The organism is Rhizobium sp. BK619, assembly GCF_014195245.1.
GTDB classification, from domain to species: domain Bacteria; phylum Pseudomonadota; class Alphaproteobacteria; order Rhizobiales; family Rhizobiaceae; genus Rhizobium; species Rhizobium acidisoli.
Genome location: NZ_JACIBH010000004.1, coordinates 47,444 through 72,776 on the forward strand (window position 1 = coordinate 47,444; position 25,333 = coordinate 72,776).

Sequence of the window (25,333 nt, forward strand, 5' to 3'; positions counted from 1 at the left end):
AATGGCCCGTTCAAGGCGGTTTCAGACAGGATCTGCTTAACTCGGATCATCAACGCAGCCGATGCCATTCCGGCAACCGGCGCTCCCCGAAAGGCCAAGTCCATGCTGATCGTGCTCGTTGCACTTGCCGTCGTTTCCTCCCTCGCCGCTGAGATGGCCTATGGCTATTTCGCCGACCGCTACGAGGTGAACTGGGTACGGCCCGCGCTTGCCGAGCATGCGGCGATCGTGCGCGCCCAAGGCCGGTTGCGTGCGAAAAACGAGGTTCGAATCTGAACGCCAGATGAACGAGACATTCAAGGAGGCTTCAGATCGGCATTGGTAAACACCCGTCAACATCCGGCGGAACCATTTTAAAACGGATGCGTTCATTCAACCGACACATAGATGCGATTATCGCGGCAGGAAGGACTAAAGATGCCCGGCAAGATTACGATGATTAACGTGCTCTGGATGGTAATGGTCACGGGCATGCTGACCGCAACTGTCGCTCTCTATGATCAGAAGATTGATACGTCCAAGGTTTATGGTCCCTATGCTTCGGCCCGGACGGCCGTACTGGGCCAGTACTGAGGGGCGAGAACGCAACTCCCCAGGAAAGGAATGCCTATGTTCACGATCTTGACAGTGCTCACCGCCCTCATCAGTGTCATGTTCATAGTGTCTGTCGCCTCGACGATATCAGCGCTCCGGCGCGAAGGTGAAGAGGTAAAGGCGCTGAACGAAAAACATAGAGCGTTCTAACCTTCCTTTTTCCAAGCCCTTCCCCTCCTTGAGCGGCACCCTTCCGCTGCCCAGGGCCTTTCAAAGCCGGATGCACCCAGCGTCCGGCTTTTTCTTTGGGCCTGGTCTTGAACCACTCCCTAAAGCGCGTCGCGATCCATGCTTTAGCTTGAAAAGAAAAGGGCGGCCCGAAGCCGCCCCGTTCATCTGATCATTCCTCGGCCGGCCCGGCCGGATCACCATCGGCAATCGGCGCCTCACCGGCAGCACCTTCGTCGGTCGCAGGGGCGCCGCCTTCGGCAACCTCGACAGCCTCCTCCGTCTCATCTTCCTCAGGCTCGCTAATGCGCTCGACCGAGACGACCTTCTCGTCCTTGGCCGTTGAGAAGATGGTGACGCCCTTGGTGGCGCGGCTGGCGATGCGGATGCCACCGACCGGCACGCGGATCAGCTGGCCGCCATCGGAAACCAGCATGATCTGGTCGCCGTCATCAACGGGGAAGGCCGCGACCAGTTCGCCGATCTCGCCTGTCTTCGACGTGTCGGTGGCGCGGATGCCCTTGCCGCCGCGGCCGGAGATGCGGAAGTCATAAGACGACGAACGTTTGCCGAAGCCCTTCTCGGAGACGGTGAGCACGAACTGCTCGAGTTGCTTCAACTCATCGTAACGCTCGTCGGAGAGCTGTCCCTCTTCAGTGACTTCCTCGCCGACCAGCGCGATCTCCTCGGCCTCACCCGTCGTCAGGCGGCGGTCGTTGGCGGCGCGCTTCAGATAGGCGGCGCGTTCCCACGGCTCGGCGTTGACATGGCGCACGATGGTCATCGAGATGATGCGGTCGCCGCCGGCAAGGCTGATGCCGCGCACGCCGATCGAGTTGCGGCCGGCAAAGACGCGGACGTCGTCGACGGAGAAGCGGATGCATTGGCCGAGCGCCGTCGTCAGCAGCACGTCGTCATTCTCAGTGCAGGTCTCGACGGAGAGGATTTCGTCGCCCTCCTCCTCGAGCTTCATGGCGATCTTGCCGTTGCGGTTGACCTGGACGAAGTCCGACAGTTTGTTGCGGCGAACCGTGCCACGCGTCGTCGAGAACATGACGTCGAGATTGTCCCAGCTCTCCTCGTCCTCGGGCAAGGGCAGGATTGTGGTGATGCGCTCGCCTGGAGCGAGCGGCAGCATGTTGATCAGCGCCTTGCCGCGCGAAGTCGGCGTGCCGATCGGCAGACGCCAGACCTTTTCCTTGTAGACGATACCGCGCGAGGAGAAGAACAGGACCGGCGTGTGGGTATTGACAACAAATAGCCGGCTAACGAAATCCTCGTCGCGAGTGGTCATGCCGGAGCGACCCTTGCCGCCGCGGCGCTGGGCGCGGTAGGTGGTCAGCGGCACGCGCTTGATATAGCCGAGATGCGAGACGGTAACGACCATGTCCTCGCGGGCGATTAGATCCTCGTCGTCCATTTCGAGGCCACCATCGACGATCTCGGTGCGGCGCGGCGTGCCGAATTCGTCGCGGACGGCGATGAGCTCATCCTTGACGATGGTCTGGATGCGGACGCGCGAGGAGAGAATGTCGAGGTAATCCTTGATTTCCTCGCCGATCTTGTTGAGTTCGTCGCCGATTTCGTCGCGGCCAAGCGCCGTCAGGCGGGCAAGGCGCAGTTCGAGGATGGCGCGGGCCTGCTCTTCGGAGAGGTTGTAGGTCAGGTCCTCATTGATGCGATGGCGCGGATCGTCGATCAGACGAATCAGACTTTCGACATCTTCGGCCGGCCAGCGGCGGGTCATCAGCTCTTCGCGGGCCGACTGCGGATCAGGCGCCTGACGGATGACGCGAATGACTTCATCGATATTGGCGACGGCAATGGCGAGACCGACCAACACATGAGCGCGGTCACGCGCTTTGCGCAGCAGGAATTTCGTTCTCCGGCTAACGACTTCCTCGCGGAAGGAGACGAAGGCGCGCAGCATGTCGAGCAGGGTCAGCTGCTCCGGCTTGCCGCCGTTCAGCGCCACCATGTTGCAGCCGAAGGACGTCTGCAGCGGCGTATAGCGATAAAGCTGGTTGAGAATGACCTCGGCATTGGCGTCGCGCTTCAATTCGACGACGACGCGATAACCCTGGCGGTCGGATTCGTCGCGCAGGTCGGAGATGCCTTCGATGCGCTTGTCGCGCACCAATTCGGCCATCTTCTCGATCATCGTCGCCTTGTTCACCTGGTAGGGAATTTCGGTGATGATGATCTGCTCGCGGTCGCCGCGCATCGGCTCGATGGCCGCAACGCCACGCATGATGACCGAACCGCGGCCGGTCTCATAAGCCGAGCGAATGCCGGCACGGCCGAGGATCTTTGCACCCGTCGGGAAGTCGGGGCCGGGAATGATCTGCATCAGGTCCGGCAGTTCGATGGCCGGATCGTTGATCAGCGCGATGCAGCCGTCGATGACTTCGGAGAGATTGTGCGGCGGGATATTGGTCGCCATGCCGACGGCGATGCCGCCGGCGCCGTTGACGAGCAGGTTCGGGAACTTAGCCGGTACCACGACCGGCTCGGAGAGCGTGCCGTCGTAGTTGTCGCGGAAATCGACGGTTTCCTTGTCGAGATCGTCGAGCAGCGAATGGGCAGCCTTTTCGAGGCGGCATTCTGTGTAACGTTCAGCCGCCGGCGGATCACCGTCGACCGAGCCGAAATTGCCCTGGCCATCGATCAGCGGCAAACGCAGCGACCAGGGCTGAGCCATGCGGGCCAGCGCATCATAGATCGCCGAATTGCCGTGCGGATGGTATTTACCCATCACGTCACCGGTGACGCGGGCGCATTTGACGTATTTCTTGTTCCAGTCGATGCCGAGCTCGGACATGCCGTAGAGGATGCGCCGGTGCACGGGCTTCAGGCCGTCGCGCACGTCGGGCAGCGCGCGGCTGACGATGACGCTCATGGCGTAATCGAGATACGACCGCTGCATTTCCTCCATGATGGAGATGGGCTCGATGCCTGGCGGGAGCTTCCCGCCGCCGGGGGGTGTTTGCTCAGTCAAAACAGATCACGATCTCTTCTAGAATCACTTGAAGATTTATAGCGGAAAGCCTGTTGCCGCGCCAATTTCACCGGGCGTTTTGAACAGGCTTTTGCGGCTTAAAGAGGGTAAAACATGCAAGTCGCGCGGCTGCACCGGACAAATAAGCGGCGGGCCGCCGCGGGATATTTGCCAAATCGGAATCGCCGCTTCACAATCACAAAAACCACGCATAAAAACCACGCGACTATATGGGGTTTTCGAGGGACGATGGCAAGCGCCGACCAATTGATCAACGCCTTCACGACGCTCATCGTCACCATCGATCCGCCGGGACTCGCACCGATCTTCCTGGGGCTGACGACCGGCATGAGCCGCGCCCAGCGCACCCAGGTGGCGCTGCGCGGCTCGACCATCGCCTTTATCATCCTTGCCGTCTTCGCCCTGTTCGGCGCGAGCGTGCTCGGCGTGCTCGGGATCTCGATCGGCGCCTTCCGCATCGCCGGCGGGCTGCTGCTCTTCTGGATCGCCTTCGAGATGGTGTTCGAACGGCGCCAGGAGCGCAAGGAGAAGGCCACCGAGGCGGCTGTCACCAAGGATCATATCGAGAATATCGCCGTCTTTCCCCTCGCCTTGCCGCTGATCGCCGGCCCGGGCGCGATCTCGGCGACGATCCTGCTTGCCGGCACGCTGCCGACATCCGTCGAAAAAGCCCAGTTCATCGCCGTCATCGCCGCCAATCTGTTGCTGACCTTTCTCATGCTGCTGATCGCCGATAGGCTCGACCGCTTCCTCGGTGTCACCGGCCGGGCGATCCTGACCCGGCTCCTCGGCGTCATCCTCGCCGCCCTTGCAGTGCAATTCGTCGTCGACGGCGCGAAAGCGGCGCTCAATCTGATCAGCGCGACGCCGCACTGAACGGCGCAAAACCAAAGAAAAAGAGCATGACGCCATCAAAGGCATCATGCTCTCGGATAGTCTATAGATCCAGGAAAAGCGGTCGATCAGAACGGGATGTCGTCGTCGAGATCGCGCGAGAAGTTGCCGCCACCGCCGCGGCTCGGCGATGAAGAGGGAGCCGGAGCGCCGTAGTCATCGCCATAATCATTGTTGCTGCTGCCTCGGCCGCCGCCGGAGCTTGCACCGCCGCCTTCGCCGCGGCCGTCGAGCATGGTCAGGGTCGAACCGAAGCCCTGCAGCACCACTTCCGTCGAGTAGCGGTCCTGGCCCTGCTGGTCCTGCCATTTGCGGGTCTGCAGCTGGCCTTCGATATAGAGCTTGGCGCCCTTCTTCACATATTGCTCGACAACCTTGCAGAGGCCCTCGTTGAAGACGACGACGGTGTGCCATTCGGTCTTTTCACGGCGCTCGCCGGAATTGCGGTCGCGCCAGGTCTCCGAGGTCGCGATACGGAGATTGGCGATCGGCCGGCCATCCTGCGTGCGGCGGATTTCCGGGTCCGCACCGACGTTTCCAATCAGAATTACCTTGTTTACGCTACCAGCCATGCTTCTCACCCTGCCTGCCGCCCTGCCCGGCGGCGTTTCAATCGATCGGCGCACCTTAAACCATCACGGACCGCCGATGCGCATGGGCGGCATTTAATCCACATCTTTATCCATCAGAACGCCGCATGCATCCATCAGGAATTTTGTTCTTTATTTGTTCTAGTTTATCCGTATGATCCTGTCAACAGAATCGAAAACCTTCAGTGTTGCGGACATTCAGCCTCGACTCGCCGGTCGGCATCACTAAATAAGGGCTGTTATCCCAAAGGACCAAGCTGAGACGATGAGCGAACTGAAGACGATCTCCATCCGCGGCGCGCGCGAGCACAATCTCAAGGGCATCGATCTCGATCTGCCGCGCAACAAGCTGATCGTCATGACTGGGCTTTCGGGCTCCGGCAAGTCCTCGCTTGCCTTCGACACGATCTATGCCGAGGGCCAGCGCCGTTATGTCGAGAGCCTGTCGGCCTATGCCCGGCAGTTCCTCGAAATGATGCAGAAGCCCGACGTCGACCAGATCGACGGGCTGTCGCCGGCGATCTCGATCGAGCAGAAGACCACCTCGCGCAACCCGCGCTCGACGGTCGGCACGGTCACCGAGATTTACGACTATATGCGCCTGCTCTTTGCCCGCGTCGGCGTTCCCTATTCGCCGGCGACCGGCCTGCCGATCGAGAGCCAGACGGTCAGCCAGATGGTCGACCGCATCCTCGATTTCGGCGAGGGCACCCGTCTTTATATTCTCGCGCCGCTCGTGCGCGGGCGCAAGGGCGAATACAAGAAGGAACTGGCGGAGCTGATGAAGAAGGGCTTCCAGCGCGTCAAGGTCGACGGGCAGTTCTACGAGATCGCTGAGGCGCCGGTACTCGACAAGAAATACAAGCACGACATCGACGTGGTGGTCGATCGCATCGTCGTGCGCTCGGATGTCTCGGCCCGCCTGGCCGACAGCCTGGAGACCTGCCTGAAGCTCGCCGACGGGCTGGCGGTTGCCGAATTTGCCGACAAGCCGCTGCCGCCGGAGGAGACCTCGGCCGGCGGCTCGGCCAACAAGTCGCTGAACGAGACGCATGAGCGCGTGCTGTTTTCGGAGAAATTCGCCTGCCCGGTTTCCGGCTTCACCATTCCCGAGATCGAACCCAGGCTGTTCTCGTTCAACAATCCCTTCGGCGCCTGCCCGACCTGCGACGGCCTCGGCGCCCAGCAGAAGATCGATCCGGATCTGATCGTGCCCGAGCCCGAACGGACGCTGCGCGACGGCGCGATCGCTCCCTGGGCCAAGTCGACCTCGCCCTATTACAACCAGACGCTCGAGGCGCTCGGCAAACATTACGGCTTCAAGCTCGGCACCCGCTGGAATGATCTTTCCGACGAGGCCAAGGACGTCATCCTCAACGGCACCGAGGACAAGATCGAATTCCATTATGCCGACGGCGCCCGCTCCTATACGACACAAAAGAATTTCGAGGGCATCATCACCAATCTCGAGCGCCGCTGGAAGGAGACCGATTCCGCCTGGGCACGCGAGGATATCGAACGCTTCATGTCGGCGGCCCCCTGCCCTGTTTGTAACGGCTTCCGGCTGAAGCCGGAAGCGCTGGCGGTGAAGATCGCCACGCTGCATATCGGTGAGGTCACCGGCATGTCGATCCGCGTCGCCCGCGACTGGTTCGAGACGCTGCCGGCCAGCTTCAACGCCAAGCAGAACGAAATCGCCGTGCGCATCCTCAAGGAAATCCGCGACCGACTGCGCTTCCTCAACGATGTCGGCCTGGAATATCTGAGCCTGTCGCGCAACTCCGGCACGCTGTCAGGCGGCGAAAGCCAGCGCATCCGGCTGGCCTCGCAGATCGGCTCGGGGCTGACCGGCGTGCTCTACGTGCTCGACGAGCCGTCGATCGGCCTGCATCAGCGCGATAATGCCCGGCTGCTCGACACGCTGAAGCACCTGCGCGACATCGGCAACACCGTCATCGTCGTCGAACATGACGAGGATGCGATCATGACGGCCGACGACGTGGTCGATATCGGCCCCGCCGCCGGTATTCACGGCGGCCAGGTCATCGCCCACGGCACGCCGCAGGATATTATGGACAATCCGCAGTCGCTGACCGGCAAATACCTGTCCGGCGAACTCGGCGTTCCCGTTCCCCACGAGCGTCGCAAGCAGAAGAAGGGCCGCGAGATCAAGGTGGTCGGGGCGCGCGGCAACAATCTGAAGAACGTCACGGCGGCAATCCCGCTCGGCGTGTTCACGGCGGTGACCGGCGTTTCCGGCGGCGGCAAATCCACCTTCCTGATCGAGACGCTGTATAAATCGGCCGCACGCCGCGTCATGGGCGCACGCGAAAACCCGGCCGATCACGACCGCATCGACGGCTTCGAGCATATCGACAAGGTGATCGACATCGACCAGTCACCGATCGGCCGCACGCCGCGCTCGAACCCGGCGACCTATACCGGCGCCTTCACGCCGATCCGCGACTGGTTCGCCGGCCTGCCGGAAGCAAAAGCGCGCGGCTACCAGCCGGGCCGCTTCTCTTTCAACGTCAAGGGCGGGCGCTGCGAAGCCTGCCAGGGCGACGGTGTCATCAAGATCGAAATGCACTTCCTGCCCGATGTCTACGTCACCTGCGACGTCTGCCACGGCAAGCGCTATAACAGAGAGACGCTCGACGTCACCTTCAAGCAGAAGTCGATCGCCGACGTGCTGGATATGACGGTGGAGGAAGGCGTCGATTTCTTCGCGGCAGTGCCCGCCGTGCGCGACAAGCTGCAGGCGCTGAAGGATGTCGGCCTCGGTTACATCAAGGTCGGCCAGCAGGCCAACACACTTTCCGGCGGCGAGGCGCAGCGCGTCAAGCTCGCCAAGGAGTTGTCGAAACGCTCGACGGGACGCACTCTCTACATTCTCGACGAACCGACGACCGGCCTGCATTTCCACGACGTCGCCAAGCTGCTCGAAATGCTGCACGAACTGGTGAACCAGGGCAATTCCGTGGTGGTGATCGAGCACAATCTCGAAGTCATCAAGACGGCCGACTGGGTGCTCGATTTCGGCCCCGAAGGCGGCGATGGCGGGGGCGAGATCGTGGCTTTCGGCACGCCGGAGGCGATCGTCAAGGAGAAGCGCTCCTATACCGGACAGTTCCTCAAGGAATTGCTGGAGCGGCGGCCGGCGAAGAAGGCAGTTGCGGCGGAATGACGATGAAGCCGGCGTCGCCTGATGATCTGGAAAGGGTCGCGACGCTGACGGCAGCCGCCTATCGGCCCTATACCGAGCTCTTCGGCGCTCCGCCGATCCCGGTGACGGAAGACTACATGCCGCGGATCGAACGCGGCGAGGTCTGGCTGCGCGAGGTCGGCGGCGAAACGGCCGGCCTGATGGTCGTCGAACGGCATTCCAATCACCTCATGCTGTTCAGCATCGCAGTGTCGCCGGCCTTTCAGGGTGGCGGGCATGGGCTGGCGATGCTCCATTGGCTGGAGGGCAAGGCGCGCGAATGGGCGCAGCCGGAGATCCGGCTTTACACCCAACGCCCTGATGGAACGGAACATCGCGCTTTACAGCGCCTTCGGGTTTCAGGAAACGGGTCGCAGGCCGAACCCTTATCGGCCAGGATGGACGCCCGTCGACATGGCGAAACAGATCGACGCAGCCTGAGCAGCTGCGAAATGGGGAGGACGACATGACGAAATCCGGCACTATCCGCACCGGCATCGGCGGCTGGACCTTCGAGCCTTGGCGCGGGCATTTCTTTCCCGATGACCTGAAACAGAAGGACGAGCTGAACTTTGCCAGCCGCCAGCTGAAGGTCATCGAGGTCAACGGCACCTATTACAGCACCCAGAAGCCGGCGGTGTTTGCCAAATGGGCAGCAGACGTGCCCGACGGTTTCATCTTTTCCCTGAAGGCGACGCGGTTCGTCACCAATCGGCGGGTGCTTGCCGAAGCCGGTGAATCGATGGAGCGGTTCCTGTCATCCGGAATCAGCGAGCTCGGCGATCATCTCGGGCCGCTGCTCTGGCAATTCGCGCCGACGAAGAAATTCGATCCGGACGATTTCGAGGCCTTCCTGAAGCTGCTGCCGGAAAAGCAGGATGGGCTGGCGCTTCGCCACGTGGTCGAGGTGCGCCATGATTCCTTCAAGGTGCCGGAGTTCGTGGCGCTGCTTGCCAAATACGGCGTGGCGCCTGTTTGCGCCGAACATTTCGAATATCCGATGATCGCCGACGTCACGGCCGATTTCGTCTATGCCAGGCTGCAGAAGGGATCGGACGACATTGCGACCTGCTACCCCGACAAGGACCTGAAGGCCTGGGCGGACCGCCTCGAGACCTGGGCCGAGGGCAAGGTTCCAGACGATCTGCCGCTGATCGACGGGGATCGCAAGGTCGAGGCCGAGCCGCGCGACGTCTTCGCCTTCATGATCCATGAGGGCAAGGTCAACGCGCCGCATGGGGCGATCGCCCTGCAGAAACTGCTGGCGAAGTAAGCCAGCGCCCCGAGCCTCGGAGTGGCTATGTACCGACCGGGCTAAAGTGGCAAGACGTGGGCCGCAAGGTCTTCCGCCGTCAGCCCCTTGCCGGCACGATGGGCGGCATCTCCATGCAGCCAGACGCCGGCGGCCGCGGCCTCGAAAGCCGGCAGGCCCTGGGCGAGCAACCCGCCGATGATGCCGGCGAGCACGTCGCCGGAACCGGCGGTGGCAAGCCAGGCAGGAGCGTTGGTATTGATCAGCGCGCGGCCGTCCGGCGCGGCGATGACGGTATCGGCGCCTTTGTAGACGATCGCGGCATTGGCGCGGCGAGCAGCGGCCAGGGCCTTATCCACCTTCCCCAGCGCATCGTCGCCTGATATATCGGGAAAGAGCCGCGAAAATTCGCCCTCATGCGGCGTCAGCACCAGGCGCGGCTCGCCGCCGAAAAGATCGAAAAGCTGCTGCGGATCGTCCTTGAACGAGGAGATGCCGTCGGCATCGAGCACCAGCCGGCGTTCGGCGAGGGCCGAGACGAAGGCGCGCGCCCTGGCGCCGATGCCGAAACCCGGACCGAGAACGAAGGTCTGCAGCCGCTTGTCGGTGAGCCAGTCCTCGAGGTCGGCCGCATCATCGATCGCATGCAGCATGACGGCGGTAAGATGCGCGGCATTGGCAGACATTGCCGCGCTGGGCGCTGCAATCGTCACCAGGCCGGCACCCGCTTTCAAGCCCGAGATCGCCGACATGCGCGCGGCACCCGTCTTATCAGCCTCGCCTGAGAAGACGACCAGATGACCGCGCTTGTATTTGTGGGTTTCCAGCTGCTCGGCCGGCAGCACACCCTTCCAGGCGTCCGGCCTGTTTTCGGCGATGACGCCACTCGCCTCGGCCCTGATGATGCGGGCGGGAATGCCGATATCGAAGACCTCCAACTCACCGCAAAGCTCCCTGCCCGGCATCAGCAGATGGCCGGGTTTGCGGGTCATGAAGGTAATGGTGTTGCTGGCGCGGAAGGCAGCTCCCAGCACTCTGCCGGTACGGCCGTCCAGGCCGGAGGGCAGATCGATGGCAAGCACGGGAAGACCGGCCTCGGCGACCCGATCGATCACCGCGCGGACATCGGCCGGCACATCGCGGCCGAGCCCCGCGCCGAACAGGCCGTCAATGACGACGTCGCCGCTTTCGGGACTATAGAGCTGGAGCGGTTCCCCCCGCAGCGCGCATCCGGCCTTTGCACGGGCTGCATCGCCCTTCAGCCTGGAGGGATCGCCAAGATGGAAGAGCGCCACTGGAGCCCCGCCCTCCTGCAGATGTCGTGCGGCGACATAGGCGTCGCCGCCATTGTTGCCCGGCCCGCAGAGCACGACGAAGCGCAGGGCTCCGGCATGAAGGCGCAGGGCCGCAGCCGCAGCCGCCGCACCTGCCCTTTCCATCAGGCCAAAAGAATCGATACCGGATGCGGCAGCGGCCGCGTCGACGGCGGCCATTTCGGCAGGCGTGAGAAGAAGGTCGGACAGTTGGTGGCTCATCGGCCTATTCAATCGAAAAACGCCTAAAAAACAACCGCCTGAAATCATAAAGAAAAGAACCAATTTTGTGCATTTGCCTATATTTTCATCTTACTCAGACGTGGTTGCGCGACTCCTTAAACATGGGTTTTTTCGGATTTTCGATATGATTTTGATCGAAGGGCGGAGTTTCGCGACTGTTTTGTCACCAAATCGACATCAGAATCTCCGCAAATGCGGCGGTTTCGGCAAAATCCGAAGATTTTTTTAAGAAGACGGATTTCAAACTGGCACGATATCTGCATCATATCCGGCGAGCGGGAAAATTCCTGCCATAACGGGAGAAGCGGAGAGACATTTTCTCATGAAAAAGATCGAAGCGATCATTAAGCCTTTCAAGCTGGACGAAGTGAAGGAAGCTCTTCAGGAAGTCGGCCTGCAGGGGATCACGGTCACTGAGGCCAAGGGTTTCGGCCGTCAGAAGGGTCACACGGAACTTTACCGCGGTGCCGAATACGTCGTCGACTTCCTGCCGAAGGTCAAAGTCGAAGTCGTGCTGGCCGACGAAAATGCCGAAGCCGTCATCGACGCGATCCGCAAAGCGGCGCAGACCGGCCGTATCGGCGACGGAAAAATCTTCGTCTCCAACGTCGAAGAGGTTATCCGTATCCGTACCGGCGAGACCGGCATCGACGCCATCTGACCCACTTTGCCAAGCGCGCAAAGTTCGATACGGTCAGCGCAGCTATGTATTGTCATCGTAAATCGGAGGAAGGTATTTAATGGCGACCGCAAGCGAAATTCTGAAGCAGATCAAGGAGAACGACGTAAAGTTCGTCGATCTGCGCTTCACCGACCCGAAGGGCAAGCTGCAGCATGTGACGATGGACGTTGTCTGCGTCGACGAAGACATGTTTGCTGACGGCGTGATGTTCGACGGCTCCTCGATCGGCGGCTGGAAGGCCATCAACGAGTCCGACATGGTGCTGATGCCCGATACCGAGACGGTGCATATGGACCCGTTCTTCGCTCAGTCGACTATGGTCATCGTCTGCGATATTCTCGATCCGGTTTCCGGCGAAGCTTATAACCGCGATCCGCGCGGCACCGCCAAGAAGGCCGAAGCCTATCTCAAGGCATCGGGCATCGGCGACACGATTTTCGTCGGCCCGGAAGCCGAATTCTTCGTCTTCGACGACGTCAAGTACAAGGCTGATCCCTACAATACCGGCTTCAAGCTCGATTCGACCGAACTGCCGTCGAATGACGACACCGATTACGAAACCGGCAACCTCGGCCATCGCCCGCGTGTCAAGGGCGGCTATTTCCCGGTTCCGCCGGTCGACAGCGCCCAGGACATGCGTTCGGAAATGCTGACGGTTCTCTCCGAAATGGGCGTCGTCGTCGAAAAGCATCACCATGAAGTCGCCGCCGCCCAGCACGAACTCGGTATCAAGTTCGATACGCTGGTGCGCAACGCCGACAAGATGCAGATCTACAAATACGTCGTGCATCAGGTGGCCAATGCGTACGGCAAGACCGCGACCTTCATGCCGAAGCCGATCTTCGGCGACAACGGCTCGGGCATGCACGTGCACCAGTCGATCTGGAAGGGCGGCAAGCCGACCTTCGCCGGCGACGAATATGCCGGTCTCTCCGAGAGCTGCCTCTACTACATCGGCGGCATCATCAAGCATGCCAAGGCGATCAACGCCTTCACAAATCCGTCGACGAACTCCTACAAGCGTCTCGTCCCGGGCTATGAGGCACCGGTTCTGCTGGCTTACTCCGCCCGCAACCGCTCGGCCTCCTGCCGCATTCCGTTCGGCACCAATCCGAAGGCAAAGCGCGTCGAAGTCCGTTTCCCGGATCCGACCGCCAATCCCTATCTCGCCTTCGCCGCCATGCTGATGGCCGGCCTCGACGGCATCAAGAACAAGATCCATCCCGGCAAGGCCATGGACAAGGATCTCTACGACCTGCCGCCGAAGGAATTGAAGAAGATCCCGACCGTCTGCGGCTCGTTGCGCGAAGCCCTTGAAAGCCTCGACAAGGACCGCAAGTTCCTGACGGCCGGCGGCGTCTTCGACGACGACCAGATCGATGCCTTCATCGAACTGAAGATGGCTGAGGTGATGCGTTTCGAAATGACGCCGCATCCGGTAGAATACGACATGTACTATTCGGCCTGATCGGCCTGAACACGGAAAGTCCCGGTCCCCGGGGCTTTCCCCTCCAGGGTCATGGACGCCAGCAGGAGGATATGACGTTCATGTGACGCGCTTGCGCAAAAATCTTGATTTGCGTGGCACCAATCACCAAATTTGGTGATGAAAGGAAGTCGTACCATGAAAGAAAGAGTAGCAAAGTTCAGTATCGGCGAAGTGGTCCGGCACAAGGTTTTCCCGTTTCGCGGCGTCATCTTCGACGTTGATCCGGAGTTCGCGAATACGGAGGAGTGGTGGAATTCCATTCCGGCCGAGGTGCGCCCGAGCAGAGACCAGCCCTTCTATCACCTGCTCGCGGAAAATGACGAAAGCGAATATGTCGCTTATGTCTCCGAGCAGAACCTGATGAACGACGAAAGCGGCACGCCGCTTCGCAACCCGCAGATCTACCAGATTTTCGATCAGGCCCCGTCAGGGCAGTTCAAACCCAAGATGAGCTTCGCCCACTAAATTAAAGGTGCCGATCAAAGAACAAGGCCTCGCCTCTCCCAGCGAGGCCTTTTCTTTTGACACAAAAAACCCGGCACGAAGCCGGGTTCTATTCAATATGGCGGCAGGATTACTGCGCCTTGGCTGCCTTCTGGGCGTCTTCCAGCTTCTTGCGGGCTTCTTCGGCCTTCTTCTGCATGCTGTCCTGCAGGCTGCGCTGGCTTTCAGCGAGCTTGGATTCGGACACCGGTTCGCCGTCATAAGCGCCGGTGAAGCCTTCGAGCGAAATCTTGATCGGGTTCGGGGCGCGGCGGAAGTTAATCGAGGTGAAGATCACGTCGCTGCCCTTCTTCAGGCTGGCGATCATCGCGTCGGTCAGCGGGACTTCGGCTGTGCACTTGTCCGGCAGGCAGACGGCGTAGTCGAGCTTCTGGCCCTTGCCGCCGTCGATCTGCATGATGACGCCCGGGGGGATCAGGCGTGCGGTGGGCACCGACACCTGCAGGAGCTTGCGGTTGATCTTGCCGGAGACCGAGATCAGGCCGACGGCCGTGACAAGCTGGCCGCCATTGGCGAGAATCAGGTTCTGGACAACACAGATGTCGTTGTCTTCCTGCTTGCTGCAGGTCTTGTACCAGCCAAGCTTCGGCGCTCCAGTGGCCTGCGCCGGGGCATCGGCGGGAGCCTGCGCCGCCGCATCCTGTGCGAAGGAGACGACCGGAGCCGAAGTGGCGCCGAACATCACTGCCAGAACGGACAGCGCTGCCCGCATTTTCTTTTCAGACTTGAACATCATAACGAATTCCGTCTCCTGATATCCGTTCGGGGCAGCGACTTGCCGCCCCAACCATCGGGTCGTTCGGCACCCACCTCTTAAAAAAATAAGGCAAATGCATGACCCCGAAACTTCGGGTTCACCTGTTACATCGCAGCGTTCAAGATATCCAGCTTTTCTTTGGCAATTTGAGGAGCATTTCGTCGCGACGCCAAAGAAATCGCCGCTTCGTGTTGGAATCGCTCGACCCCATGATAATCTCCGCGGTGAATCATGCCCGTTTTCGTGGTTGCAAGGATTGCCGAATGCTCCGGATCGTCGTCCCACTCGTCCTCTCGCTGCTGTGCGGCGCTGTTGCCGCCGAGCCGCTGCATGGCATCGCGATGCATGGCGAGCCGGCCTTGCCGGCCGATTACAAACACTTCCCTTACGTCAATCCCGACGTGAAGAAGGGCGGCAAGATCACCTATGGCGTCGTCGGCACCTTCGACAGCCTCAATCCGTTCATCCTGAAAAGCATGCGCACGACGGCGCGCGGCATGTGGGATCCGGAATATGGCAATCTCGTCTACGAATCGCTGATGCAGCGCTCCAGGGACGAGCCCTTCACGCTCTACGGCCTTCTTGCCGAGACGGTGGAATGGGACGACGCCCGGAGCTTCATCCAGTTCAACCTCAATCCGAAGGCGAAATGGGCAGATGGCCAGCCGGTGACGCCCGAGGATGTGATGTTCACCTTCGAGCTGATGCGCGACAAGGGCCGCGTGCCCTTCGCCAACCGCCTCAACGTCGTCGCCAAGATGGAAAAGGTCGGCGAAAACAGCGTGCGCTTCACCTTCAACGACAAGGCCGACCGCGAGACTCCTTTGATTTTCGGTCTTTTCCCGGTCCTGCCGAAACACGCGATCGATCCGGAAACCTTCGACCGCTCGTCGCTGACACCGCCTGTGGGATCCGGTCCCTACAAGGTGAAGACGGTGAAGCCCGGCGAGAGCATCACCTATGAGCGCGATCCCAATTACTGGGGCAAGGACATTCCCTCCAAGGTCGGCACCGACAATTACGATCAGATCACCGTCCAGTATTTCCTGCAGGACACGACGCTGTTCGAGGCCTTCAAGAAGGGCGATGTCGACGTCTATCCCGACGGCAATCCCGGCCACTGGGCCAATGCCTATAATTTCCCCGCGGTCACCTCAGGCGCCGTCGTCAAGGACGTATTCACACCAAAACTGCCGAGCGGCATGCTCGGCTTCGTGTTCAACACGCGCCGGCCGATCTTTGCCGACACCAAGGTGCGCGAAGGCCTGTCGTTGGTGTTCGATTTCGAATGGGCAAACAAGAACCTTTATTCCGGCGCCTATAAGCGCACCCAGAGCTTTTGGCAGAATTCGGAGTTGTCCAGTTTCGGCGTTCCCGCCAATGCGGCCGAACTTGCGTTGCTCGGACCGATCAAGGACAAAATCGCACCCGCGATTCTCGACGGCACCTACAAGCTTCCGGTCACTGACGGCTCCGGCCGCGACCGCGATGTGCTGAAGCAAGCCGTTGGACTGTTGAAACAGGGCGGCTATACGATCCAGGGCGGCAAGATGCTGGATGCCTCCGGCCGCCAGCTCGCCTTCGAGATCATGACGCAGAACGCCGATCAGGAGAAACTCGCCATTGCCTATCAGCGTTCGCTGCAGACAATCGGCATCGCCGCTTCGATCCGCACCGTCGACGATTCGCAGTATCAGAGCCGGACGAATAGCTTCGACTACGACATGATCATGAAGTCTTACACCTCGTCGCTGTCGCCCGGAAACGAACAGCTCGGCCGCTGGTCGTCGGCTGCGCGCACGCGCGAGGGTACGGACAGTTTTGCCGGCGCCAATGATCCCGATATCGACACGCTGATCGATCATCTGCTGAGGGCACGCTCGGCTGAGGATTTCACCGCGGCGGTGCGCTCCTACGATCGACTGCTGCTTTCCGGCCATTACGTGCTGCCGCTCTATCATATCGACCAGCAATGGGTGGCTCACAGCAAACGCATTGGCGGTCCCGACAGCGTACCGCTCAATGGCTATCAACTACCGGTCTGGTGGGATACAAGCGCGCAGTAGAAGCAGCCGAGCCGCGCGGCCTTTATGTCTCCCTTGGGAGACTCATAGACATAAGGAAGATCATCATGGAGCGTATCACCATCGACGTCGTCTCGGATGTCGTCTGCCCTTGGTGCTATCTCGGCAAGGCGCGGCTGGAGCTCGCCATCGCCGAGGTGCAGGACGAAATCGGCGTCGACATCAACTGGCGGCCGTACCGGCTCAACCCGGATTATCCCAAGGAGGGAGTCGACCAGAAGAAGGCGCTGGCAGAGAAGCTCGGCGGCGAGGAGCGCGTGGCGCAGGCCCACAAGATGCTCACCGATTTGGGCCGCGAGGTCGGGATCGCCTTCGATTTCGAGGCGATCAAGATCGGCCCGAACACGCTCGATGCGCATCGGCTGATTCACTGGGCGATGATCGAAGGCCGCGAGAAGCAGGACAAGGCCGTTGCCGCGCTGTTCAAGGCGAATTTCGAGGAGGGCCGCAATGTCGGCGACCATGCGGTGCTGCTCGATATCGCCGAAAAGGCCGGCCTCGACCGCTCGGTCATAGCCTCGCTGCTTGCCTCCGATGCCGATCGCGATCTGATCGTCGCCGAGATCAAGGCCGCACAGGAGATGGGCGTCAACGGCGTGCCGTTCTTCATCTTCGATCAGCAATATGCTGTCAGCGGCGCGCAGACGCCGGATGTGCTGACGAATGCGCTGCGCGACATCGCCAAGGCGAAGGCCGAGGCGCGATCGGGGCTCAACTGAGGCTGCAGCCATGTGCCAATCTATTGAGCATGGCGTAGTGTTCTAGAACGGCTTGCTCCGCCTCAGCCAATTCGATTGTAACTCCCATCGATTCCAGAAACTGCGTCAATCTCCACCAATCGACTTTGGCGCAATTTCCAAATTCATCATGCATCTCCACGACCAGGTGTGGAGCAGGCAGCTCCCTAACAAATCTTAAGCCCAAACCATGTTTAACAAAATTCCACCGCCGACCATCAACGACAATAGCTCCAGATCGAGGAAAATTTAAAAGGAGCGTAAAGTCGTTCGCTTGTGGGTAGTCTTGAGCGAATGCCGAAAACAATTGGTGCTGAAGGTTCAAGATTTCGTGAATTTTCGATGAGTAAATAGACAAATTCCACCTCCCGAAGCGAGTATTGTGGCAGTTGTTTAATATCTCTTCAGTTTTACTTGGCGTTACCGGCGCTGGTGAAAGTGTTGATGAGCGTTGACATCACCCAGCACAGGAACGCAGCGCACCTCGGTCTTCACCGAATTGGCGATGAAACATTCCTCATGGGCGCGATGATGCAGGGCTTCGAGTTCGCTCAGCGAGGGCTGCTTGTCGCCGGAGAAGACGACATGCGGGCGGAGCGTCACGACCGTCATGGCGAGACGGCCTTCGGCATTCTTCTCCATGATGCCCTCGGCGGCATCGGTGTAGCCGTCGACGCAGAAGCGCTGTTTTGCGGCAATCGACAGGAACCAGAGCATGTGGCAGCTGGAGAGAGAGGCGACGAACGCCTCCTCCGGATCGACGGCGTCCTCGGCCGAATAAGGCAGGGGAACGACGTGGGCCGACGAGGAGGCGCGCAGCTCGATACCGCCGTCGAACGTCCAGCGATGGGCGCGGCTGTAGCGATTGTCGGTGAAGGTCTCGCCGTTTCGCTCCCAGGCGATCGTCGCGCCGTATGTCGCCATCTCAATCTCCCTTTGTTTATTTCGCCATCTCGGCCAGCTGCGTCATGATCACGGCAGCGCCCTGCAGGCGTTTTTCCGGGGTCGGCAGGTCGCGGGTCAGGAACAGGCTGTGGTCGGGGCGGATCTTCGCCATCGCGCCCTGCTTGCCGATATAGCCGACGAGGTTGGCCGGATTAGGGAATTCCTTGTTGCGGAACTGCACGACGACGCCCTTCGGGCCGGCATCCAGCTTTTCGACATTGGCGGTGCGGCAGAGCGACTTGATGTAGACGATCTTCAAGAGATGCTGGACTTCGATCGGCATCGGCCCGAAACGGTCGATCATCTCGGCGCCGAATCCGTCGATCTCCTTGAGTTCGGTGATTTCGCCGAGACGGCGGTAAAGCGCCATGCGCAAATGCAGGTCGGGCACATAGCCCTCCGGGATCATCACCGTCGTTCCGACGGAGATCTGCGGCGACCAGCCGGTGTCGTGGATCTCGTCGACGCCCTTGACCTCGGCGACCGCCTCTTCGAGCATCTGCTGGTAGAGCTCGAAGCCGACCTCCTTGATGTGGCCGGACTGCTCCTCGCCGAGCAGGTTGCCGGCGCCGCGAATATCGAGGTCGTGGCTGGCCAGCTGGAAGCCAGCACCGAGTGTGTCCAGCGACTGCAGCACCTTCAGCCGGCGGTCGGCGGTTGCCGTCAGCACCTTATTCACAGGCAGTGTGAAGAGCGCGAAAGCGCGCACCTTCGAGCGGCCGACGCGGCCGCGCAGCTGATAGAGCTGGGCAAGGCCGAACATATCGGCGCGGTGGACGATCAGCGTGTTGGCTGTCGGCACATCGAGGCCGGATTCGACGATGGTTGTGGACAACAGCACGTCGTAGCGGCCTTCATAGAAGGCGTTCATGATGTCTTCGAGTTCGCCGGCCGGCATCTGGCCGTGGGCGACGGCGACCTTCAGCTCCGGCACGTCGGACTGCAGGAAGGCATTGATATCGGCAAGATCGGCAAGCCGCGGGCAGACATAGAAGCTCTGACCGCCGCGATAATGCTCGCGCATCAGCGTCTCACGGATGACCAGGCTGTCGAAGGGCGAGATGAAGGTGCGCACCGCCATGCGGTCGACCGGCGGCGTGGTAATCAGCGACAGTTCGCGCACGCCGGTCATCGCAAGCTGCAGCGTGCGCGGGATCGGCGTCGCCGACAGCGTCAGCACATGCACGTCGCTCTTCAGCTCCTTCAGCCGCTCCTTGTGCTTGACGCCGAAATGCTGCTCCTCATCGATGACGAGCAGGCCGAGATTGGCAAATTTGATGCCGGCGCCGAGCAGCGCATGCGTACCGACGACGATATCGGTCTTGCCTTCGGCGACTTCCTTCTTGGTCAGCGCCAGCTCCTTGGCCCCAACCAGGCGTGAGGCCTGCTGGATGCGCACCGGCAGGCCGCGGAACCGCTCGGAAAAGGTCTTGAAATGCTGGCGGGAGAGCAATGTCGTCGGCACGACGATGGCAACCTGGACGCCATTCATCGCGGCAACGAAGGCGGCGCGCAAGGCCACTTCCGTCTTGCCGAAGCCGACGTCGCCGCAGACGAGACGGTCCATCGGCCGGCCGGCGCCGAGATCGGAACGCACCGCATCGATGGCGTTGTCCTGGTCCTCGGTCTCATCATAGGGGAAGCGTGCGGCAAATTCGTCGTATAGGCCGTCCGGCGTCGTCAGCATCGGCGCGTGGCGCGTCAGCCGCTCGGCGGCGATGCGGATCAGCGCATCGGCCATGTCGAGCAGGCGCTTCTTCAGCTTGGCCTTACGCATCTGCCAGGCGCCGCCGCCGAGCTTGTCGAGCTGCGCCTCGGTGCCCTCGCCGCCGTAGCGGGAGAGAAGATCGATGTTTTCGACCGGCAGGAAGAGCTTGGCCTCGTCGGCATATTGCAGTTCGAGGCAGGCATGCGGCGCGCCCGCGGCCTCGATGGTCTTCAGCCCGATGAAGCGGCCGATGCCGTGTTCGGCGTGGACGACGATCGAGCCCTCGTCGAGGCCGGCGACCTCGGCGATGAAATCGGCGGCGCGCTTGCGGCGCTTGGAGCGGCGCACCATGCGGTCGCCGAGAATATCCTGCTCGCCGATGACGACGAGATCGCCCGCCTCGAAACCGGATTCGAGATTGAGTACCGCGGCGGCGGCCTCGCCCTTCGCCAGCGAACCGAGATCCTTCAGCGCCTCGATCGGCTTGACCTTTTCCAGGCCGTGTTCGTTCAGCACCTGCAGCAGGCGCTCCAGCGAGCCTTCGGTCCAGGCGGTGACCAGCACTTTCGCGCCGGCAGCGCGGCGGTCGGCGATATGTTTGACGACGACGTCGAAAATGTTGATGCGCTCGGCATCGCCGCCGCCCTCGGCATTCGAGCGGGCCCAGCGCTGGCCTTGGCGGGCCTCGATATTGACGACGCGGCGCGCCTCGCCTTCGATTTCGTTGAAGGGGCTGATGCGGATCGCACCGAGCGCGTCGAGGGTTTTGGCGAAAAGCTTGCTGTCGAGATAGAGCTGGCCCGGCGTCACCGGCTTGTAAGGCGTGCCCTGCGCCATCTGGCCCTTGGCCGGCTGACCGGAATTCAGGCGGGCGTCGTAATAATCGAGAACCAGCTTGGAACGCTCCTCGGCCGCCTCACGCACCGTGTTGTCGGTGACGATACGGAAGCCGCTGAGATAATCGAAGATGGTATCGAGCTTCTCGTAAAAGAGCGGCAGCCAGTGCTCCATGCCCGGATAACGGCGACCTTCGGAGACGGCGAGATAGAGCGCGTCATCACGCGTCGTCGCGCCGAAGGCCGAGAGATAATTCTTGCGGAAGCGGCTGATCGTGTCCGGCGTCAGCGTCACCTCGCTCATCGGATTGAGATCGAGGGAGCGCACCTGGCCGGTGGTGCGCTGGCTGGCTGGATCGAAGCTGCGGATCGATTCCAGCGTGTCGCCGAAGAAGTCGAGGCGGACCGGCTCTTCAGAACCCGGCACGAAAACGTCGAGAATGCCGCCGCGCACGGCATATTCGCCGACTTCGCGAACGGTTGCGACGCGGTCGAAGCCGTTGCGCTCCAGGCGCCCGGCAAGATCGTCCATCCGCAGCTGGTTGCCGGGACGGGCCGAAAAGCTCAGGCTTTCGATGACATCCTGCGGCGCCACCTTCTGCAGCATGGCATTGGCGGTGACGAGCACGATCGCCGCATGCGGTTTCTTCCGATGGGCGATGAGTCCGCCGAGTGCGGCAAGCCGGCGGGCCGAGGTATCGGCGCTCGGCGAAACGCGGTCATAGGGCAGGCAGTCCCAGGCCGGCAGGGTGAGAACCGGAATATCGGGAGCGACGAAGCCCAGCATCTGCTCGAGATCGGCCATGCGGTGCCCGTCTGATATGACATAGGCGACCGGCTCGCCCGCGCGGGCGAGCTCGGCCAGCAGCAGCGGTTCGAGGCCGACAGGCACATTGCCGATCGTCAGCGGCTCGGCAATGGCCGCAAGCTTCTTCGCATCGAAACCAGGGATCATTCCGGCGTCCTGAGGGGCTTATCGAAATCGGGGGTATAGGCGGCAAGGCGGGCAAACATCGGCGTCTGGAAACGCTCCGGCACCGGCCATGTTCCCATGATCCAGCGAACAAGATCATTGTCTTCTTCGGCCATGATCGTCTCGAACTCGTCGAGCTCTGTTTCCGAAAGCGTCGCGATCTCGGCTTCGGCGAACTGGCCGAAGACCAGATCCATCTCGCGGATGCCGCGATGCCAGCAACGGAATAGGATCCGGCGGCGGCGCGGGTCGAGACCGGCACTCGTGAGCGTGACACCTGTCATGGCATTACCTTCCTGTTGATGCGCCTCTATAGACCCTGGAAAGCGGCTTGTCAGCCTTGCCAAGGCCGCATTGTTCATCGCATTTTGGCCGCATGCGCCCCGCCATTCTCGATCCTCTGTTTTCTCCCATTTCGGGCCTTCCGGGCGTCGGCCCGAAGATCGCCGAACTGCTGGTCAAGCTGCTCGGCCGCGAGACACCGGAGGATTGCCGGGTCATCGATCTCATCTTCCACGCGCCCTTTTCGCTGATCGACCGGCGCAACCAGCCGGGGATCGCCCGCGCGCCGCAGGGTGCGATCGTGACGATCACCGCCCGCGTCGACCGGCACCAGGTGCCGCCGCGCGGCAAGAGCAATGTCCCCTACCGCGTCTTCCTGCATGACGAGACCGGCGAACTCACACTGGTCTTTTTCCGCGGCCAGGCCGCCTGGCTGGAAAAACAGCTGCCCATCGACGCTGAGGTGACGGTCAGCGGCAAGGTCGACTGGTTCAACGGCCGCGCCTCCATGGTGCATCCCGACTATATCGTCAGGGCCGATGAAGCGGAGAACCTGCCGCTCGTCGAGCCGATCTACCCGCTAACGGCGGGGCTTTCACCGAAGACCTTGCGCAAGATCATCGAAGCCGCCCTGCCGCGGTTTCCCGAGCTGCCGGAATGGATCGACACGGCGCTGGCACAGAAGCAGGGCCTACCAACAATCCGCGACAGCTTCGACATGCTGCACGAGCCGCGCGACCCGGCCGATATCGACCCGCAGGCTCCTGCCCGGCGGCGGCTTGCCTATGACGAATTTCTCGCCGGCCAGCTGTCGCTGAGCCTGGTCCGCCAGAGGCTGCGCAAGGTGGCGGGCCAGCCGGTGCAGGCGACGGGCGAAGTCAGCGCCAAAATCCTGAAATCCCTGCCCTTCTCGCTCACATCGAGCCAGAACGAGGCGATCGCCGAGGTTTTGAAGGACATGGCCGGCACCGAGCGCATGCTGCGCCTGCTGCAGGGCGATGTCGGTTCCGGCAAGACGCTGGTGGCGCTGATGGCGATGGCAGCGGTGATCGAAAGCGGCGGCCAGGCCGTGCTGATGGCACCGACCGAAATCCTGGCGCGCCAGCACCACGCGACGATCTCGAAATTCGCCGCCTCCGCCGGCCTTGGCATCGAGATCCTGACCGGGCGCACCAAGGGGCGCGAGCGGGAGGAGATCCTCGAGCGCATCGCGTCGGGCGCCGCACAGATCATCATCGGCACGCATGCCCTGTTCCAGGACAGCGTCGCTTACGCCAAGCTGATGTTGGCCGTCGTTGACGAGCAGCACCGTTTCGGTGTGCATCAGCGCCTGAGATTGACTGCCAAGGGCATCTCGCCGCACATGCTGGTGATGACGGCGACGCCGATCCCGCGCACGCTGGTGCTTGCCGCTTTCGGCGACATGGACGTTTCCAAGCTCACGGAAAAACCGGCCGGCCGTAAGCCGATCCAGACGATCACCGTGCCGATGGAACGAACGGGCGAAATCGTCGGGCGGCTGCAAAGCGCGCTTACCGAGGGCAAGAAGGCCTACTGGATCTGCCCGCTGGTCGAAGAATCCGAAGAACTCGACCTGATGTCGGCCGAGGAGCGGCACGCCACACTTGTTGCCGCGCTCGGCCCCGATATCGGCCTCATCCACGGCCGCATGAGCGGGCCGGAGAAGGATGCGGCGATGATAGCGTTCAAGAACGGCGAGACCCGCCTCCTCGTCGCCACCACTGTCGTTGAGGTCGGCGTCGACGTGCCGGATGCGACGATCATGGTGATCGAACATGCCGAACGCTTCGGCCTGGCGCAATTGCACCAGCTGCGCGGCCGCGTCGGGCGCGGTGACGAGGCCTCGACCTGCATCCTGCTCTACAAGGGGCCGCTCGGCGAAACCGGCCATGCCAGGCTTTCGATCATGCGCGAGACCGAAGATGGCTTCCGCATCGCCGAGGAAGATTTGAAACTGCGCGGTGAAGGCGAGCTGCTCGGCACGCGCCAGTCCGGCACGCCGGGCTTCCGTATTGCCAGCCTCGAGGCGCATGCCGACCTCCTGGAAATCGCCCGCAAGGATGCCGCCTATCTGATCGAGCGCGATCCGGAGCTGACTGGCGAGAGAGGGACGGCGATCCGCACCCTGCTCTATCTCTTCCGTCGCGACGAGGCGATCCGGTTCTTAAGAGCTGGATAAAGCCCGCCGCGGCGCGCTTTGGGCGACATGCATCAATCTGCCTTGGAAACCGCCACCGGCTTCGGCCGCGGCAGATGCTTCTGCTTCGGTTCGGGCGGCTTGTGCTCGGGGGCGACGAGGCCGCCCGAGATCAGGAACTTGGCGGCGTCTTCCGGGCTCATGTCGAGCAGGACGATCTTTTCGCGGGGGACGAAGACCAGGAAGCCGGCCGTCGGCACCGGTGTCGGCGGCAGGAAGACGGCGACCATATCCTGGCCCATGTCGTTGAACTTCGTCGCGATCTCGCCCTTGGCGTCGGTGGCGATGAAGACCAGCGCCCAGAGGCCGGGACTGGGATATTCGATGAGGCCGACTTTCTTGAAGGAGTTCGCCTGTTCCTTCAGCACCGTTTCGAAAATCTGCTTCACGCTTCTGTAGACGGTGCGCACCAGCGGCATGCGCTGAACGATCGATTCGCCGAAACGGACGATGCTCTGTCCGATCAGGTTCTTGCCGAGGAAGCCGACGACGGTGATCAGCACGACGGCGGTCAGCAGGCCGAAACCGGGAATGGCGAAATTGAGGTAGCTTTCCGGGTTCCAGCGCGCCGGAATATAAGGCCTGACCCAGCTGTCCGACCAGTGGATGAAGGTCCAGGTCAGCCAGATGGTAATGGCGATCGGCGCGCAGATGATCAGGCCTGCGAGAAAATTATTCCTCAGCCGGGTCGCGACCGGCATTCTGGGGGTGTTGTCGGTCATCTTTCCTGATGAGCTCCATCTCGGTCCTGGACAGGCCGGAACGCCGGCCCTTCCCCCTTGTCCGCCGACCAAAATTGCCAGAATTCGGGGCGTCGCACAATATGTTTCGGCGCGAAGA

Annotated in this window: 21 protein-coding genes and 1 pseudogene; 13 read left to right on the plus strand and 9 right to left on the minus strand. The window is 61.6% G+C overall.

All coding sequences use genetic code 11. The features are described 5' to 3' along the window. Window positions 1-102: 102 nt before the first annotated feature. The 3 genes from FHX14_RS33000 to FHX14_RS33360 all read left to right on the plus strand — a co-directional run bounded on the left by FHX14_RS33000 (window position 103) and on the right by FHX14_RS33360 (window position 744). On the plus strand, window positions 103-276 hold the full coding sequence (locus tag FHX14_RS33000) for a hypothetical protein (protein ID WP_246713365.1): 174 nt from the start codon (window positions 103-105) through the stop codon (window positions 274-276). 141 nt (window positions 277-417) lie between these two features. Further along, on the plus strand, window positions 418-573 hold the full coding sequence (locus tag FHX14_RS08315; RefSeq protein ID WP_003586478.1) for a hypothetical protein: 156 nt from the start codon (window positions 418-420) through the stop codon (window positions 571-573). 36 nt (window positions 574-609) lie between these two features. Beyond that, window positions 610-744, plus strand: a complete 135-nt coding sequence (locus tag FHX14_RS33360; protein ID WP_018445350.1) for a hypothetical protein — start codon at window positions 610-612, stop codon at window positions 742-744. Between the two features lie 190 nt (window positions 745-934). Here the strand turns inward: FHX14_RS33360 and gyrA are convergent, their stop codons facing one another. Next, window positions 935-3,760, minus strand: coding sequence for a DNA gyrase subunit A (gyrA, locus tag FHX14_RS08320; RefSeq protein WP_184376840.1), 2,826 nt, complete (start codon window positions 3,758-3,760; stop codon window positions 935-937). Between the two features lie 249 nt (window positions 3,761-4,009). Here gyrA and FHX14_RS08325 point away from each other — a divergent pair, with 249 nt between their 5' ends. Further along, window positions 4,010-4,657, plus strand: coding sequence for a MarC family protein (locus tag FHX14_RS08325; RefSeq protein ID WP_012557663.1), 648 nt, complete (start codon window positions 4,010-4,012; stop codon window positions 4,655-4,657). Between the two features lie 86 nt (window positions 4,658-4,743). Here FHX14_RS08325 and FHX14_RS08330 read toward each other — a convergent pair whose 3' ends face one another. Further along, entirely contained in the window at window positions 4,744-5,247 is a 504-nt protein-coding gene (locus FHX14_RS08330) for a single-stranded DNA-binding protein (RefSeq protein ID WP_184376841.1), read from the minus strand. Window positions 5,248-5,530: 283 nt separating this feature from the next. Here FHX14_RS08330 and uvrA point away from each other — a divergent pair, with 283 nt between their 5' ends. From uvrA to FHX14_RS08345, 3 genes and pseudogenes are all read left to right on the plus strand, one after another. Next, the gene (uvrA, locus tag FHX14_RS08335) at window positions 5,531-8,452 is read left to right on the plus strand and encodes an excinuclease ABC subunit UvrA (RefSeq protein WP_184376842.1); all 2,922 of its coding nucleotides are present in this window, start codon (window positions 5,531-5,533) and stop codon (window positions 8,450-8,452) included. Further along, window positions 8,449-8,911 (plus strand): annotated as a pseudogene (locus tag FHX14_RS08340) (GNAT family N-acetyltransferase). Before uvrA ends, FHX14_RS08340 begins: the two are co-directional and overlap by 4 nt. A gap of 25 nt (window positions 8,912-8,936) precedes the next feature. Next, window positions 8,937-9,743 (plus strand): DUF72 domain-containing protein, encoded by an 807-nt coding sequence (locus tag FHX14_RS08345; protein WP_184376843.1) that lies wholly within the window; start codon window positions 8,937-8,939, stop codon window positions 9,741-9,743. A gap of 41 nt (window positions 9,744-9,784) precedes the next feature. Here FHX14_RS08345 and FHX14_RS08350 read toward each other — a convergent pair whose 3' ends face one another. Then, window positions 9,785-11,257 (minus strand): NAD(P)H-hydrate dehydratase, encoded by a 1,473-nt coding sequence (locus tag FHX14_RS08350; RefSeq protein WP_184376844.1) that lies wholly within the window; start codon window positions 11,255-11,257, stop codon window positions 9,785-9,787. Between the two features lie 343 nt (window positions 11,258-11,600). Here FHX14_RS08350 and FHX14_RS08355 point away from each other — a divergent pair, with 343 nt between their 5' ends. The 3 genes from FHX14_RS08355 (at window position 11,601) to hspQ (ending at window position 13,914) form a co-directional block, all read left to right on the plus strand. Then, window positions 11,601-11,939 (plus strand): P-II family nitrogen regulator, encoded by a 339-nt coding sequence (locus tag FHX14_RS08355; protein ID WP_003539626.1) that lies wholly within the window; start codon window positions 11,601-11,603, stop codon window positions 11,937-11,939. 79 nt (window positions 11,940-12,018) lie between these two features. After that, on the plus strand, window positions 12,019-13,428 hold the full coding sequence (glnA, locus tag FHX14_RS08360) for a type I glutamate--ammonia ligase (protein WP_003559365.1): 1,410 nt from the start codon (window positions 12,019-12,021) through the stop codon (window positions 13,426-13,428). Between the two features lie 156 nt (window positions 13,429-13,584). Continuing rightward, the gene (gene hspQ / locus FHX14_RS08365; protein ID WP_003539613.1) at window positions 13,585-13,914 is read left to right on the plus strand and encodes a heat shock protein HspQ; all 330 of its coding nucleotides are present in this window, start codon (window positions 13,585-13,587) and stop codon (window positions 13,912-13,914) included. Window positions 13,915-14,023: 109 nt separating this feature from the next. On the opposite strand, the gene FHX14_RS08370 is transcribed toward hspQ, so the two are convergent. After that, a complete protein-coding gene (locus tag FHX14_RS08370) occupies window positions 14,024-14,689 on the minus strand; it encodes an invasion associated locus B family protein (protein ID WP_184376845.1) in 666 nt (221 codons plus the stop codon). 284 nt (window positions 14,690-14,973) lie between these two features. Here FHX14_RS08370 and FHX14_RS08375 point away from each other — a divergent pair, with 284 nt between their 5' ends. Continuing rightward, window positions 14,974-16,776 carry an extracellular solute-binding protein gene (locus tag FHX14_RS08375; protein WP_184376846.1) on the plus strand — a complete coding sequence of 601 codons (1,803 nt, stop codon included), beginning with the start codon at window positions 14,974-14,976 and terminating at the stop codon, window positions 16,774-16,776. A gap of 65 nt (window positions 16,777-16,841) precedes the next feature. After that, window positions 16,842-17,513 carry a DsbA family oxidoreductase gene (locus tag FHX14_RS08380; RefSeq protein WP_184376847.1) on the plus strand — a complete coding sequence of 224 codons (672 nt, stop codon included), beginning with the start codon at window positions 16,842-16,844 and terminating at the stop codon, window positions 17,511-17,513. Here the strand turns inward: FHX14_RS08380 and FHX14_RS08385 are convergent. The 4 genes from FHX14_RS08385 to FHX14_RS08400 all read right to left on the minus strand — a co-directional run bounded on the left by FHX14_RS08385 (window position 17,506) and on the right by FHX14_RS08400 (window position 22,277). Continuing rightward, window positions 17,506-17,889, minus strand: coding sequence for a hypothetical protein (locus FHX14_RS08385; RefSeq protein ID WP_184376848.1), 384 nt, complete (start codon window positions 17,887-17,889; stop codon window positions 17,506-17,508). The two genes, FHX14_RS08380 and FHX14_RS08385, sit on opposite strands and share 8 nt — an antisense overlap. 62 nt (window positions 17,890-17,951) lie before the next feature. Further along, entirely contained in the window at window positions 17,952-18,455 is a 504-nt protein-coding gene (locus tag FHX14_RS08390) for an OsmC family protein (protein ID WP_184376849.1), read from the minus strand. A gap of 16 nt (window positions 18,456-18,471) precedes the next feature. Continuing rightward, a complete protein-coding gene (mfd, locus tag FHX14_RS08395) occupies window positions 18,472-21,975 on the minus strand; it encodes a transcription-repair coupling factor (protein ID WP_054185292.1) in 3,504 nt (1,167 codons plus the stop codon). After that, complete coding sequence (locus FHX14_RS08400) at window positions 21,972-22,277, minus strand: succinate dehydrogenase assembly factor 2 (RefSeq protein WP_184376850.1); 306 nt, start codon at window positions 22,275-22,277, stop codon at window positions 21,972-21,974. Before FHX14_RS08400 ends, mfd begins: the two co-directional genes overlap by 4 nt. A gap of 92 nt (window positions 22,278-22,369) precedes the next feature. On the opposite strand from FHX14_RS08400, the gene recG reads away from it, so the two are divergent. Continuing rightward, window positions 22,370-24,475, plus strand: coding sequence for an ATP-dependent DNA helicase RecG (recG, locus tag FHX14_RS08405; protein WP_184376851.1), 2,106 nt, complete (start codon window positions 22,370-22,372; stop codon window positions 24,473-24,475). Window positions 24,476-24,507: 32 nt separating this feature from the next. Here the strand turns inward: recG and FHX14_RS08410 are convergent, their stop codons facing one another. Further along, complete coding sequence (locus FHX14_RS08410; protein WP_003586501.1) at window positions 24,508-25,215, minus strand: DUF502 domain-containing protein; 708 nt, start codon at window positions 25,213-25,215, stop codon at window positions 24,508-24,510. Window positions 25,216-25,333 lie beyond the last annotated feature (118 nt).